Genomic DNA, 15,677 nt, shown 5'->3' on the forward strand with positions numbered 1-15,677 from the left:
TCCGCTATTGGGGCGATCAGGCAGGCGATCAAACCTGCATGATCTCTTCTTGTTTGGTGGACAGGTTTGCATCAACTTTACCGATATGGATGTCGGTCAGATCCTGCACCTCGCTCTCCCAGATCTTCTGATCATCTTCCGACATGCCCTCGGCCTTTGCCTTCTTGATCTGGTCCATCCCGTCGCGGCGCACATTGCGGATCGCAATGCGGGCGTTTTCGGCGTAATTGGCAGCCACTTTGGTCAATTCGCGTCGCCGTTCCTCGTTCAGTTCCGGGATCGGCAGCATGATGATGGTGCCGTTGAGTTGCGGGTTGATGCCCAGGCCACTTTCGCGGATCGCCTTTTCAACCTTTCCAACCAGGCTCTTGTCCCAGACATTGATCGTGACCATGCGCGATTCGGGCACGTTCACGGTGCCGACCTGATTGATCGGCGTCAGGCTGCCATAGGCATCGACCATCACCGGTTCCAGCATCGAGGCCGAGGCGCGGCCGGTGCGCAGGGACGCAAACTCGGTTCTGAGCGACGCCAGCGCGCCCTCCATCCGGCGCACCAGATCGTCCAGATCAATCTCTATATCGTCGGACATGCTGCATCTCTCCGTCAGATCGTGTGTTTAACGGGTCTTTTATCGGTATCAGCACACCTTTGTATAGGTGCCTTCGCCCGCCAGAATCCCCCGCAGCCCGCCCGGCTCATCCAGCGAAAAGACGATGATCGGCACTTCGTTTTCGCGCGCCAGAGCAATCGCCGAGGCATCCATGACCCCCAGATGCTGCGCCAGCACCTCATCATAGGTGATCTGATCATAGCGTTTTGCATCGGCATGCAGGACCGGGTCCTTGTCATAGACGCCATCGACCTTGGTGCCCTTGAAAATCACCTGACAGCGCATTTCATTGGCGCGCAGCGTGGCCGCGGTATCGGTGGTGAAATAGGGGTTGCCGGTGCCGGCGGCAAAGATCACCACGCGTTTCTTTTCAAGGTGGCGCACGGCGCGCCGGCGGATATAGGGTTCGCAGACCTGATCCATCGGGATGGCGCTGATCACGCGGGTGTGGATGTTCAGCTTTTCCAGCGCGCCCTGCATCGCCAGCGCATTCATCACGGTGGCCAGCATGCCCATGTAATCGGCGGTGGTGCGCTCCATGCCCTGGGCGCTGCCCTGCAGGCCGCGAAAGATGTTGCCGCCGCCGATCACCATGCAGATCTCGACCCCCATCTCATGGACCGTTTGCACTTCGGCGGCAATCCGTTCCACAGTTGGCGGGTGCAGGCCATAGCCCTGATCGCCCATCAACGCCTCGCCCGATATCTTCAGCATGACACGGGAATAGGCGGGCGGGGCAGCGGGTTCTGTGGTCATGTGGGGTGTCCTGTGTGATGGCATGCGCGGGGCCGGTTTTGCGGCCCGGGCCAACATGGCCTAAACGGGGGCCGGGTTCAACGGCCAAACGAAGCGACCGCTTGACCGGCGATAAACTTTAGGAATGGCTCACAAGATATTGATTGATATAGATACATTATCAACGGAGCTGCCGATTCTCATTGCCGGGCCGACCGCCTCGGGCAAATCGGCATTGGCCCTTGAGATCGCCGAACGCCAGGGCGGGCGGATCATAAATGCCGATGCGCTGCAGGTCTATGATGGCTGGCGGGTGCTGACCGCGCGCCCGTCAGACGCAGACCAGGCCCGGGTGCCGCATGCGCTTTATGGCCATGTTCCGTTCCTTGGTGACTACTCCACCGGCCAATGGCTGCGCGAGGTGGTGCCCCTGCTGACCACTGGGCCGCGCCCGATCATTCTGGGCGGCACCGGGTTGAATTTTTCGGCCCTGACCGACGGGCTGGCCGATATCCCGCCGGTGCCGCCCGCGATACGCGCGCAGGCCGATGCCCTGCCGCTGGATGTGATGTTGGCCGATCTCGACCGCGAAGACCCGGTGATCGGCGCCCGGATCGACCGGGCCAACCGGATGCGGGTGCAGCGCGCCTGGGAGGTGCTGCGCGCCACCGGCAGGCCGCTGTCTGACTGGCAGGCCGATACCCCACCCCCCGCCCTGCCGCTTGCCGCCTGTCAGCCGCTTGTGCTGGACGCCGATCCGGCCTGGCTCAATGCCCGGATCGAGACCCGATTCGACGCGATGCTGCGAACGGGTGCCTTGCAGGAAGCCCGCGCCGTTTTGCCTTTGTGGGACAGGGCCAAGGGCGCGCGCAAAGCCATTGGCGGGCCCGAACTGATCGCCCATTTGCGCGGCGAGATCAGCCTGGAGGCCGCACGTGACGCGGCAATCATCGGCTCGCGTCAATATGCAAAACGGCAACGGACATGGTTCCGCGCACGGATGGGCAATTGGCGGCGAGTTTCTGCCGACTGTGGATAATTCAATAAATACATCGGCTATCCCAAGAATTTCCGGGCTTACCTTTCACATTTCCCACCTCTAGCATCCAACGCATGCAAGATTCTTATGCTGTTACTCCTCTTGCGCAACTGCGCATGCGCGCCGAATGGCGCTACGCCACGCTGCATTCAAAACCACATGCGCAGCTTTTCTGGTTCACACGCGGTCAGGGGCGGTTCACCATTGGTGCAATCACGCGCGGATACGGGCCGCACACGGCCGTTTTCATCCCGGCGCGGGTGATGATGTCGCTGGATCTGTCGGCGCAGGCGCAGGGTGTGCTGGTGCGGCTGCCGGTCGATCCGACGCTCGAACTGCCGGCGCAGCCGGTTCACCTGCGCGTCGGCACTGTCGAGGCGCAATCGACGCTGTCGGGCTATTTTGACATGATCGAACGCGAGCTGGCCGGGTTTGGTCCGGCCCGCGATCAGGCGCTCAGGGCCTGGGGCCTGCTGATCTCGGTCTGGATCGCACGGCAGTTGGACAAGCAGGATGGCTCGATCCTGCGCGACCGGACGCATATCCTGGCAGAAAGATACGCTGAATTGCTGGAACAGACATTTCGCAGCGGCAGGGGTGTGGCCGAATATGCCGAAGCGCTTGGGGTGACGCCAACGCATCTGTCGCGCATCTGCCGCGACGCCGCCGGGCGCCCGGCGCTGGCCATTCTACACGAGCGCCTGATGCATGAGGCCTGCACGCTTCTGGTCGATACCGACCTGCCCGCGCGCACAATCGCAGAGGATCTGGGCTTTTCTTCTGCCGCCTATTTCACCCGGTCTTTCTCCAACCTGACCGGGCGCACACCGTCAGAATTTCGCAGGCTCTACCCGGCCCAACAGCTGTTCAAGCCAGGCTGACATAAGCGGAATCCGACTGCAGGTTTCGGCCGCCAATTTCCGACATGTCGCATTCAGACGCTTCGCTTGTCGCAAACAGACATAAATCCCCGCCCTGACACCATTGACCGATGGCCGTGATTGATCCGTAATGAGTGGTAAGACGGACGGCACCCGACCTGGATCGGAAAACAACCGCCGCTGGAAGACCCAACAAGATCGTGTCACAGGGAGACAAGAATGATCCAATCCACAAAACCCCACTTGCAGACCCATCCCGCAGCAGAAATGTACGCCAGGGAATACAAGGCCGGTCAACTCGACCGCCGCGAATTTCTGGTGCGCGCGACCGCACTGGGCGTCGGCACCGTCGCTGCCTATTCGATGATCGGGATCAACCCGGCCAACGCCATGGCGCATCGCCAGACGCCGCCGATGGGCGGCTCGCTCAAGATTCAGATGGAAGTGCGCGTCGGCAAGGACCCGCGCACCTATGACTGGTCGCAAATGGCCAATCTCAGCCGCGGGATAATTGAATATCTGGTCGAATATAACAATGACGGCTCTTTCTCGGGTATCCTGCTGGAAAGCTGGTCGGCCAATGAGAACGCCACCCAGTATACCTTGAATGTCCGCCAGGGCGTGAAATGGAACAATGGCGACGATCTGACCGCCGAGGATGTGGCTGCAAATATCATCGGATGGTGTGATGGCAATGTCGAAGGCAACTCGATGGCCACCCGGATGGGTGTGCTGGTCGATCCCGAGACGAACCAGGCCCTCGAAGGCGCGATTGTGGTTGTCGACAGCAGCACCGTGCAACTGAACCTGCCGCGCCCCGATATCACCATCATCCCCGGCCTCGCCGATTACCCTGCCGCCATTCAGCACCGCTCCCTCATCGGGACCGATCCGCTGGACCATGGCGTCGGCACCGGTGCCTACCGTCTGGCCCGCCACGAGGTTGGTGTTTCTGCCGTTCTGGAACGCAATACCGACCATGAATATTGGGGCGAAGCCTATCTGGACCGGATCGAGTTTGTCGATCTCGGCACCGACCCTGCCGCCTGGATTGCCGGCGCGGAATCCGGTGAAATAGACATGACCTACGAGACCGTGGGGGATTTCGTCGATCTCTTCACTTCGATCGGGTTCGAGCCCTCGGAAGTGGTCACGGCCGCCACCATCGTGATCCGCCCCAATCAGGCGCACCCGCCCTATGACAACCAGATGGTGCGTCAGGCGCTGCTGATGGCGGTCGACAATCAGGTGATCCTGGATCTGGGTATCGCCGGTCTTGGCACCACCGCCGAAAATCACCATGTCGCGCCGATCCACCCCGAATATGCCGAACTGCCGCCGATGACGGTGGACAAGGAGGCAGCCCTGGCCTTGTTGCAGGAATCGGGCAATGCCGACCACGTATTCGAAGTGGTCTCGATCGATGATGGCTATCGCCGCGATTCGACCGATGCCTATGCCTCGCAGCTGCGTGATGCGGGTTTCAACGTCGAACGCACCGTGATCCCCGGCTCGACCTTCTGGAACGACTGGACCAATTATCCGCTCAGCTCCACGAACTGGAACCACCGCGAGCTTGGCGTGATGATCCTGAACCTGGCCTATCGCAGTGGTGTGCCATGGAACGAGTCCGGATTTGCGAATGAAGAGTTTGACACTCTTCTGGATCAGGCCAACGGCATTCAGGATGCCGATGAGCGGCGTGAGTTGATGGTCCGTCTTCAGACCATCATGCAAGAACAAGGCGTAACCAATCAGCCGTTCTGGCGGTCGCTCTATCGCCATGCGCGCCCGAATGTGATCAACGCCCAGATGCATCCCAAATTCGAGATCAACGTCCATTATCTGGGCGTCGAAGCCTAGCACATTGCAAGGGGCGGCACTGAAACCGGTGCCGCCCTTTTTCGTCTGGCCAGTGGATGGCACGCGCCACCCGACAGCGAACGGTTCACCAAGAAACCGAATGAGATTCCGTTATCTGGCAACACAACAAACGGGGACCTCCGATGGGACTGTTTATTCTGCGCCGCCTGGGCGTGATGATCCTGACCGCCCTTTGTCTGACATTCATCGTATTCTTTCTTACCAACCTTGGGCCCAACCTTGAAAAGCTGGCCAAGACCCAGGGCAACAACCGGATGTCGGATGCCGATGTGGTTCAGTGGCTCGAGAACCGGGGTTATGCCCGGCCATTATTGGTGCGCTACGGTGAATGGCTTGGGGTTGTTCCGGGCTGGACCCGTGTGGCCGATGACGGCACCCAAACCGGGCGTTGCATCGATTTCGGCATGACGCTTGAAGATGCGCCCATTCTCTGCGGGCTGTTGCAGGGCGATCTCGGGTTTTCCACCGTGTCAGACGACGAGGTGGCCAATATCGTCGGCGGGCGGCTGGTATTGACCGGCTGGCTGATGCTGATCGCATTTTCCGTGATGGTGCCCGGGGCTTTGATCATCGGCGTTCTTGCCGGCATGAAAGAAGGCAGCCGCACCGACCGAACGCTATCGACAATTTCGATCGTCTCGACCGCGACACCGGAATATGTATCGGGCGTGATCTTCATTGTCCTTCTGGCCTCATCGACGGCCGGGCTGTCGCCCTGGCTGGCGGAAAATGGCTGGATCGAAGGGCGCACGCTGTTTCTCGGCTCGGCCCGATCTGCGATGGAGGATATCACATTCTGGAATTTTGCCCTGCCGGTGATGACCATCGCGCTTTTTGGCATGGGCTATATCGCGCGGATGACGCGGGCCTCGATGGCCGAGGTGATGACTGCACAATATATCCGCACCGCCCGGCTGAAGGGCGTCAGTTTCCGCAATATCGTGTTGAAACACGCGCTCAGGAACGCGCTGATCGCGCCTTTCACGGTGATCATGCTGCAAATCCCCTGGCTGCTCACCGGCGTGGTGATTGTGGAGACCCTGTTTAACTATAACGGCTTTGGCTGGACCCTGGTGCAGGCAGCCTCGAACAACGATATCGAGCTGCTGCTGAGCATCTCGATCGTCGCCGTGATCGTGGTTCTGACGACGCAGCTGATATCCGATATCGGCTATGTCTACCTGAACCCGCGCATCCGTATATCATGAAGGAGAAAGAGCAATGGATCCCCTTACCTGGTCCGGGTCTCTGGGGCCCTTCCTGAACCCGCTGATATTGGGCACCGTGCTGGTCTTTGCGGCCGCCCTGGTTCTCAATATCCTCATGACCGTGATCGGCATGCGCCCGGCCGAGCCGATCGTGAACGCCGATCACACCATCAGCTACCGCCTTGGCGCGCCGGATTACATGGTGCTGGCGATGAAATACGCGACCTTCGTCTTTCTCGCGGCCATCGTGATCTATATCCTGGGCGGCATCCTGCAACCCAGTTTCCAGGCCAAGGGCATCATCGGTGCCGTGGGCGCGCAATTTCTGCCGGTCTGGATCGCGCTGATCGTGACTTACGTGGTCTCGATCAGGTTCAAACTCCGCCTCGGCCTATACGGCAAGCTTTTCGACAATCCGGTCGGCATGATCGGCTTTGGCATGGTGATGTTCTGGGTCTTTACCGCGATTTTCGCCAACATGGTGGCCACGCATGGCCCGATCGACGTGATTGCAAGCCTGCGAAACGATCCTCCGGGCTCGGCCGTATCGGGGGTTGATGGCGCGTTTCCCTATTATCTGCTTGGCGGTGATGGTCTGGGGCGCGACGTCTTCAGCCGGATGGTGATGGGCGCGCGTGAGGTGCTGACCATCGCCCCCTTTGCCACGCTTTTCGCCTTCATGGTCGGCATCACGCTTGGCCTTCCCGCAGGCTATCTGGGCGGACGGTTCGACACGATCATCACTTTCCTGGCCAATCTGGTGCTGGCCTTTCCGGTGATCTTGCTCTTCTACCTGCTGGTCACGCCCGAAATCATCGAGGCCGGCGTGCCGGTCTATATGGCCGCCGTTCTGTTCGTGCTGCCGATTGGTTTCATCTGGGTGCTGCTCTATTCGCGCTACCGGGCGCAGCCGCATATCATCAAATGGGTTGCGGTGCCTATCGTGATCCTGCTGCTCCTGTTTTATCTGGGCACGGTGTTCCGCTTTGATCCGATTGTCTGGCTGGCCACATCCTTCATCGGCTATCTCAACCAGGGCAATCCGGTGGGCGAATGGATGGCGCTGACGCGCGCGTCCTATGAGCCGCTGATCGGCATCAATATCGACGGCAACGTGCTGATCGTCTTTGTCTCGGTCGTGTTCGTGAACAGCCCCACGGTATTCCGTATCGTGCGCGGCCTGGTGCTGGACATCAAGACCCGGGATTACGTGGCCGCCGCCCAGACCCGTGGCGAAGGGCCGTGGTATATCATGCTGTGGGAGATCCTGCCAAATGCGCGCGGGCCGCTCATTGTCGATTTCTGCCTGCGCATCGGCTACACCACCATCCTTTTGGGAACGCTTGGCTTCTTTGGTCTGGGCGTGGATCCCGAAAGCCCGAACTGGGGGTCAACCATCAATGAAGGCCGCCGCCTTCTGACGATTTATCCGCATCCGCCCCTGCCACCCGCGCTGGCGCTCTTGACGATGGTGCTTGGCCTGAACCTGCTGGCCGATGGCCTGCGTGAAGAAAGCCTGAAGGACTGAGCCATGAAGATTTTTCCTGAAAAATCTTCGGCCCGAAAAATCTTCCCGAAGATTTTTCTTTGCACTGCGCAGAGAGGACACACCCAATGACCGACGACACATATGACGGCCCGATCCTTGAGATTGACAGCCTGTCGATCAGCTTCTTTACCCGGCTGCGCGAAATCCCGGCGGTGATGGATTTCTCCACCAAGGTGATGCCCGGCGAAGCGATGGGCCTGGTCGGCGAGTCGGGCTGTGGCAAATCCACCGTGGCGCTTGGCGTGATGCAGGATCTGGGCGTGAACGGGCGCATTGTCGGCGGCTCGATCAAGTTCAAGGGCCGCGAACTCAACGACATGTCGCCCGAGGAACTGCGCAAGATCCGCGGCCGCGAGATTGCGATGATCTATCAGGAACCGATGGCCTCGCTCAATCCGGCGATGAAGATCGGCAGGCAGTTGATGGAAGTGCCGATGATCCATGATGGGGCGTCGGCCAAAGAGGCCTATCAGCGCGCCCTTGAGGTGGTGAGCGATGTGCGCCTGCCAGACCCCAAACGGATGCTCAACGCATTCCCGCATCAGCTTTCGGGTGGCCAGCAACAGCGGATCGTCATTGCCAGGGCGTTGATGGCGAACCCGTCGCTGCTGATCCTCGATGAACCCACCACCGCGCTCGATGTCACGGTCGAGGCGGCCGTGGTCGAACTGGTCAAGGATCTGGGCAAGAAATACGGCACCTCGATGCTGTTCATCAGTCACAATCTGGGCCTGGTGCTGGAAACCTGCGACCGGATCTGCGTGATGTATTCCGGCGAGGCGGTGGAAACCGGGTCGATCAAGGATGTGTTCGACAAGATGCAGCACCCCTATACGCAGGCGCTGTTCCGGTCGATCCCGCTGCCAGGTGCCGACAAATATTCGCGTCCGCTGGTGGCCATTCCCGGCAATTTTCCTCTGCCCCACGAGCGGCCCAATGGCTGCAATTTTGGCCCCCGCTGCGACTATTTTGAAAGCGGAAACTGCGATGCAGGCGATATTCGCATGGCACCCGTCGCAGGCGATGATCGCCACGATTCGCGCTGCGTGAAGGTCACGGAAATTGACTGGAACGCACCGATTGCAGCCGCCATAAAAACCGAAAAGGCCCCGATTGGCGAGGTTGTGCTCAAGGTTGAAAACCTCAAGAAATATTATGAGGTCGCTGCCAGTTCGCTGTTTTCTTCCGGCGAAACCAAGGTTGTCAAAGCCAACGAATCGGTGAGTTTTGAGGCCCGCGAATCCGAGACACTGGCCATTGTGGGTGAATCCGGCTGCGGAAAATCCACGCTGGCCAAGGTGCTGATGGGGCTGGAGACGGCCACCGATGGCCATGTCGCGCTGGACAATAAGGGGATCGAGGCGGTTCCGATCGAGGAACGCGATACCAAGACCGTGTCGTCGATCCAGATGGTGTTTCAGAACCCGTTTGACACGTTGAACCCGTCAATGAGTGTGGGGCGGCAAATCATCCGGGCGCTTGAGATATTCAAGATCGGCAATAATGAAGCCGAACGCCGCCAGCGCATGTTTGAACTGCTTGATCTTGTGAAACTGCCGCGCGCCTTTGCCGAACGCATGCCCCGGCAGCTTTCCGGCGGACAGAAACAGCGTGTTGGCATCGCCCGCGCCTTTGCCGGCGGCGCGCGGATCGTGGTGGCCGATGAACCGGTTTCGGCGCTGGATGTGTCGGTGCAGGCGGCGGTGACGGATCTGTTGATGGAGATCCAGCGCGAAGAGAAGACCACGCTTTTGTTCATCTCCCACGATCTTTCCATTGTGCGCTATCTCAGCGACCGGGTGATGGTGATGTATCTCGGCCATGTTGTCGAAATCGGCGATACCGACCAGGTGTTTTCGCCGCCCTATCACCCCTATACCGAGGCGCTGCTTTCGGCGGTTCCCATCGCCGACACTTCGGTCAAGAAACGCCATATCGTGTTGGAAGGCGACATCCCATCGGCGATGGATCCGCCTTCGGGCTGCCCGTTCCAGACCCGTTGCCGGTGGAAATCGGAGGTGCCCGACGGTCTGTGCGACATCGAGGTTCCGGCGATGAAAACACTGGCATCCGGCCATCAGATCAAATGCCATCTGGCCGATGATATTCTGGCGCGGATGACCCCGGTGATCGAACTGGCGACAGCTGATCCTGTGGCGGCGGAACTGGAAGCCCCGGAAAGCGCCTGAATTTTCGGATTATAGCGCGTCGCGCCTGATCGGATTCGAGCATTCATCGGCCGGACCGAGGCAGCGTTCGCGCAATCGAATGCGTTCGGGTCGGCCGGTGAATTCGATTTGGTGCGATGCGCTCTAACACCAGACGATAACACCCTGATAAAAAAGAAAAAGGGGAAGCCAAGGCTTCCCCAGTTTCGCTATTCAGGCTCACTTGTTTATACTGCCCGTGTTTTCTGCCTGCGGCCTGAACCGCGTCGGGGACGAGCGCACCCGCCCCGTGTTTCAGATCCCGCGCCGGGGCAATGGCGCGACACCCGATCTCATTGCGCAACCAAAACTCTTCGAAGAGTTTTGAAAACTCCTTTTGAAAGGAGTTTCCGGTTGCGTTCAGCTACAGCCTGAAGTTCCCCCACAGGTGTTGCATTTCATGCAGGTGCCATTGCGCACCAGCGTGTAGTTGCCGCATTCGCCGCAGGCCTCGCCCTCGTAACCCTGCATTCTGGCCTTGGCCCGCGCATCCAATGACACTGCCCCGCTGGCAATTGCGGTTGTCGTAGACACCGAGATTGTGCTGGTCGCCACTTCCGGCACCAGCGTTTCCAGCGATGCCACCGGATCGCCCTTGGGATCATAGGCGGTGATCGCACTTGCGCCGCCTTGCAGCACGACCAATTCCTGCGGCACCCGCTTGCGCAGATACCCGGTGGACGAGATCTGGCGCAGCACATCAATCGGCGATGAGGCGCGGCTTTGCGGCACTTCCTGGAAATTGCGCACGCCCTCCTCCTGGCCGCGGCCGAGATCGTCAAAGCTGGCACCTTCGGGCTTCACATGCGCCAGATCGGTACGATCGAGATAGCTGACCGCCAATTCACGGAAGATGTAATCCAGCACCGATGTTGCATTCTTGATCGAATCATTGCCCTGCACCATGCCGGCCGGTTCAAACTTGGTGAAGGTGAAGGCGTCCACAAATTCCTCCAGCGGCACGCCATATTGCAGGCCCACGCTGATGGCGATGGCGAAATTGTTCATCATCGCCCGGAAACCGGCCCCTTCCTTGTGCATGTCGATGAAGATCTCGCCCAGATTGCCGTCTTCATATTCGCCAGTGCGCAGGTAAACCTTGTGCCCGCCGACGATGGCCTTCTGGGTATAGCCCTTGCGCCGGGAGGGCAGCTTTTCACGATGCACCTTGATGACCTCTTTGATGATCACCTTTTCGACGATCTTCTCGGCCAGAACCTGCGCCTTTTCCATCACGTTGCCGGATTCGAGCACCTCTGCGGCCTCATCATCATCCTCGACCAGGGATGCGGCCAGCGGCTGGCTGAGCTTCGATCCGTCGCGGTAGAGCGCATTGGCCTTGACGCCAAGCGACCACGACAATTCATAGGCTTTCTGGCAATCCTCGATCGTGGCGTCATTGGGCATGTTGATGGTCTTGGAGATCGCGCCCGAGATAAAGCTCTGCGCTGCCGCCATCATGTGGATATGGCTGTTCACCGAAAGGAAGCGTTTGCCCTTCTTGCCGCAGGCATTGGCGCAATCGAAGATGGAATAATGCGCAGCCTTCAGATGCGGCGCGTTTTCCAGGGTCATGGTGCCGCAGACATGGTCGTTCGCGGCCTCGATATCGGCGCGCGAAAAGCCCAGATGGCGCAGCAGGTCAAAGGTCGGATCATTCAGCCTGGCCGCCGGTATGCCAAGCGTGCCGGTGCAGAAATCCTCGCCCAGGGTCCATTGGTTAAAGACAAAACGAATGTCAAAGGCCGATGGCAGGGCGGCCTCGATCTTTTCCATCTCGCCGGGGCCAAAGCCATGCCCGGCCAGCGAGGAATGATTGATCACCGGCGCATTGCCAAGCGTGCCGTGGCCGACGGCATGCGAGGTGATCTCTTCGATCTGCGCGGATGAATAGCCGAGGTTTTCCAATGCGCCCGGAACGGCGCGGTTGATGATCTTGAAATACCCGCCACCGGCGAGCTTCTTGAATTTCACCAGGGCAAAATCAGGCTCGATCCCGGTGGTGTCGCAATCCATCACCAGCCCGATGGTGCCGGTGGGCGCGATCACGCTGACCTGCGCATTGCGATAGCCGTGGATCTCGCCCAGTTCCAGCGCCTCGTCCCAGCTTTGTTGGGCCAGCGCCACCAGCGTCGCATCGGGGCAATTGGCGTGATCGAGCGGCACCGGCTTCACCGCCAGCGCCTCATAGCCATCCCTGGCCCCTCTGGCGGCAAGCCGGTGGTTGCGGATCACCCGCAGCATGTGGTCGCGGTTGCGATCAAAGCCCGCGAAGGGGCCAAGCTCACCTGCGATTTCGGCCGAGGTCGCATAGGATACACCGGTCATGATCGCGGTCAGCGCGCCGCAGATGGCGCGGCCGGCATCGCTGTCATAACCATGGCCCATGGTCATCAGGAGCCCGCCGATATTGGCATAGCCCAAACCGAGCGTGCGGAAATCATAGGATAGCTGTGCAATCTCCCTGGACGGGAACTGCGCCATCATCACCGATATTTCCAGCGTCAGCGTCCAGAGCCGCGTGGCATGCATGTAGCTTTCGGCATCGAACACGCCATCCTTGAGGAAAGTCAGCAGGTTCATTGATGCAAGGTTACAGGCGGTATCATCGAGGAACATATATTCCGAGCACGGGTTCGAGCCGCGGATTTCGCCATCGGCCGGGCAGGTATGCCAGGCATTGACGGTATCATGGAACTGGATGCCGGGATCGGCGCAGGCCCAGGCCGCATGGCCGACCTTTTCCCAAAGATCGCGCGCCTTGATCGTCTGCGAGATCGAACCGTCGGTGCGGTTGATCAGATCCCAATCCCCGTCCTCCTCGACCGCCTTCAGGAACGCATCGGTGACGCGGATCGAGTTGTTGGAGTTCTGGCCGGAAACCGAGCTATAGGCCTCCGAATCCCAATCCGTATCATAGGTGGGAAACTCGATGCTGGTATGGCCCTGCTTGGCATAATCCAGCACGCGCTTGATATAAGTCTCTGGTATCGCGACTTTTTTTGCTTCCCGGATGGCGGATTTCAGGCCGTCGTTCTTTGCCGGATCGGTGGCATCCCCGATCAGCCCGTCCCAGGCGGCGATCGCTGCAAAAATCTCGTTCAGCATCTTTTCATGCATCTTTGATCCGGCCACGATGGAGGCGACCTTCTGTTCCTCCAGCACCTTCCAGTCGATAAAGGCCTGAATATCGGGGTGATCGGCATCGACGATCACCATCTTGGCCGCGCGCCGCGTGGTGCCGCCCGATTTGATGGCACCGGCGGCCCGGTCACCGATCTTGAGAAACCCCATGAGACCCGAGGATTTGCCGCCGCCCGACAGGTTCTCGCCCTCGCCGCGCAGATGGCTGAAATTGGTGCCGGTGCCGGATCCGTATTTGAACAGGCGCGCCTCGCGCACCCACAGATCCATGATGCCGCCTTCGTTTACCAGATCGTCCTGAACGCCCTGGATAAAGCACGCATGGGGCTGCGGGTGCTCGTAGCTGCTGCTCGATTTTGTCAGCTTGCCGGTTTTGTAATCAACATAATAATGGCCCTGCGCCGGCCCGTCGATGCCATAGGCCCAATGCAGGCCGGTATTGAACCATTGCGGGCTGTTGGGTGCCGCCATCTGGCGCGCCAGCATCAGCTGCATTTCATCAAAATAGGCGCGGGCGTCGCTCTCGGCGGTGAAATAGCCGCCCTTCCAGCCCCAGTAACACCAGGCCCCCGCCAGGCGACGGAACACCTGCTTGGCACTGGTTTCGCCGCCCATGCGGTCGCCCGGGGCCAGATCGGACATTGCCGCCTCATCGGGAACCGAGCGCCACAAAAACGATGGCACGCCCTTTTCCTTGACCGGCTTCAGAATCGCGGCCACGCCTGCCTTGCGAAAATATTTCTGCGCCAGAACATCTGATGCGACCTGGCTCCAGCCAGCGGGCACTTCCAGCTCGTCCAGTTTGAAGACGGCGGTGCCATCGGGGTTGCGGATCTCGGATGATGTCAGCTTGAATTCCAGCCCTGCATAGGTATCTGCGTCTGCCGAAGTGAATCTGCGTTCGATCTTCATGTCTGGCTCTTGTCCCCGTTACTGTCGGCGTGATCCGCGTGTTTCCGCAATCGCCGTTTTTGCTGTGCCCGTTTCAGGCAGATCTTTCCCGCACTGGCCCCACTGAGAATGCCAGCCCGACGCGCCAGAGCGCATCTCTTGTGAAGAAGAAATCATCTGCCCCTTTATGCCCGGGCCCACTATATGTAGTGTTGGCCCTGTCGGCCGCTACAAGGTGGCGTATTTAGGCCGGTCCGGTCAACGGAAAATTCACCTCTTTGCCGGATTAAATTTCTTGCAATATGCGGCAGGCGGCCATGAGGGCGGATGTGATCGATTCATCCACAGGCCCGAGCCGCCGTTTTCTGTTGAAACCCGGCAGCCTTAGAAGGTGCAATTGATGCCCGAGGCAAAAATGCGGCCGGTTTTCTTAAGAATTATGAACGGCGCGTGCCGACAAAGAAAACCCGGGGAACGTGGCATTCAGGACACAAGATATGGTGGAGATTTTGGGCCGAACCCCCAGGTTCAGAGCTTTTTCATGGTTAACGCCAGCCAAAGCATTGCCTGACCAACGCGCCCCTGACGATAAAGGCCAAGCCGGGCGAATCCCCTGAGCCGCGCCACCAGCCCCTGGCCCCGCAGCGTTGCAAAATCGGCCAGGATTGCACGGTTGGCAGGCGTCAACCGATGCGCCGAGGCCGAAAGAGCCGCGATATTGGCATCAATCCACCGGGCCAGATCGCCGCGCAGGATCTGCGCAAGCCGGCGCAGAGCCGCGCCAAACCCGCGATTGGTGCCAAAAAGATTGCCGCCATGCTGGCGATAAAGGATCGTCGGGGTTTCATCGCGGATCACCTGACCGCCTGCCCCCGCAATCAGTTGATACAGCCACCAGTCATGCGTGGCAGGTCCGCCCGCCGCCAGTGCTTCACGGGATGCGGCGCGCGCCAGTTCGACCCCGGCCCGGTTCAGCAGCATGGTGTTGCCGCCGGCGATGCTCTGCACCAATGCGTTGCGAAATCCGGGCGGGCGCCGAAACCGGGGCGACATCTTGCGGCGGCGCAGATCCGCGTCACAGATCCAGCTGCTTGCACCATAAAGCGCGGGCATATCCGCAGGCACATCCGCCAATGCCGCCAAGCCGGTTGCCAGATGCCCGGGCAGCCAGACATCATCCTGATCGCTGAAGGCCAGCCAGTCACTATCTGGCGCATTGCTCAGAAGGCTCAGAAAATTTCTGGCAACACCCTGACAGGGGCCATCGAGCAATTGCACATGGCCCCCAAGCGCGGCCATCTTGTCGGCAAAGGCGCGCAGGATCGCGGGGCCATCATCGGTGGAGCCATCATCGCCCACCACAAGCTGCCAATTGCCACAGGTCTGATCGGCAAAGCTCTGCAATTGCGCGGCCAGATGGGCGGCACCGTCATGGAGCCCCATAAGAATAGCACCCTGCCCCATCGGCATCGGGGTATCGGGCAATTTATCGGGCGGATCATGGGCAGGCGACATGGGTCTTTCCT

At 59.8% G+C, this 15,677-nt stretch carries 10 protein-coding genes; 6 read left to right on the plus strand and 4 right to left on the minus strand.

Annotated elements, in window-relative coordinates; genetic code table 11:
* Positions 1-28: 28 nt before the first annotated feature.
* Both frr and pyrH read right to left on the minus strand, forming a co-directional pair.
* On the minus strand, positions 29-592 hold the full coding sequence (gene frr / locus ACW8PS_RS01185) for a ribosome recycling factor (RefSeq protein WP_491525420.1): 564 nt from the start codon (positions 590-592) through the stop codon (positions 29-31).
* 48 nt (positions 593-640) lie between these two features.
* The gene (gene pyrH / locus ACW8PS_RS01190) at positions 641-1,369 is read right to left on the minus strand and encodes a UMP kinase (protein WP_491525421.1); all 729 of its coding nucleotides are present in this window, start codon (positions 1,367-1,369) and stop codon (positions 641-643) included.
* Between the two features lie 124 nt (positions 1,370-1,493).
* Between pyrH and miaA the strand changes: the two genes are divergently transcribed.
* The 6 genes from miaA (at position 1,494) to ACW8PS_RS01220 (ending at position 10,098) form a co-directional block, all read left to right on the plus strand.
* On the plus strand, positions 1,494-2,387 hold the full coding sequence (miaA, locus tag ACW8PS_RS01195; protein ID WP_491525422.1) for a tRNA (adenosine(37)-N6)-dimethylallyltransferase MiaA: 894 nt from the start codon (positions 1,494-1,496) through the stop codon (positions 2,385-2,387).
* Positions 2,388-2,461: 74 nt separating this feature from the next.
* Positions 2,462-3,268 carry an AraC family transcriptional regulator gene (locus ACW8PS_RS01200; protein ID WP_491525423.1) on the plus strand — a complete coding sequence of 269 codons (807 nt, stop codon included), beginning with the start codon at positions 2,462-2,464 and terminating at the stop codon, positions 3,266-3,268.
* 219 nt (positions 3,269-3,487) lie between these two features.
* Positions 3,488-5,131: an ABC transporter substrate-binding protein gene (locus ACW8PS_RS01205; protein WP_491525424.1), complete on the plus strand. Its 1,644-nt coding sequence runs from the start codon at positions 3,488-3,490 to the stop codon at positions 5,129-5,131.
* A gap of 143 nt (positions 5,132-5,274) precedes the next feature.
* Positions 5,275-6,360 (plus strand): ABC transporter permease, encoded by a 1,086-nt coding sequence (locus ACW8PS_RS01210; protein WP_491525425.1) that lies wholly within the window; start codon positions 5,275-5,277, stop codon positions 6,358-6,360.
* Between the two features lie 13 nt (positions 6,361-6,373).
* Positions 6,374-7,888 (plus strand): ABC transporter permease, encoded by a 1,515-nt coding sequence (locus ACW8PS_RS01215; RefSeq protein ID WP_491525426.1) that lies wholly within the window; start codon positions 6,374-6,376, stop codon positions 7,886-7,888.
* 86 nt (positions 7,889-7,974) lie between these two features.
* Positions 7,975-10,098 carry an ABC transporter ATP-binding protein gene (locus ACW8PS_RS01220; RefSeq protein ID WP_491525427.1) on the plus strand — a complete coding sequence of 708 codons (2,124 nt, stop codon included), beginning with the start codon at positions 7,975-7,977 and terminating at the stop codon, positions 10,096-10,098.
* A 378-nt stretch (positions 10,099-10,476) separates the two neighbouring features.
* Here the strand turns inward: ACW8PS_RS01220 and ACW8PS_RS01225 are convergent, their stop codons facing one another.
* Entirely contained in the window at positions 10,477-14,172 is a 3,696-nt protein-coding gene (locus ACW8PS_RS01225) for a vitamin B12-dependent ribonucleotide reductase (RefSeq protein ID WP_491525428.1), read from the minus strand.
* A 507-nt stretch (positions 14,173-14,679) separates the two neighbouring features.
* On the minus strand, positions 14,680-15,666 hold the full coding sequence (locus ACW8PS_RS01230; RefSeq protein WP_491525429.1) for a glycosyltransferase: 987 nt from the start codon (positions 15,664-15,666) through the stop codon (positions 14,680-14,682).
* Between the last annotated feature and the right edge of the window lie 11 nt (positions 15,667-15,677).

Source organism: Alterinioella sp. (genome assembly GCF_058343375.1).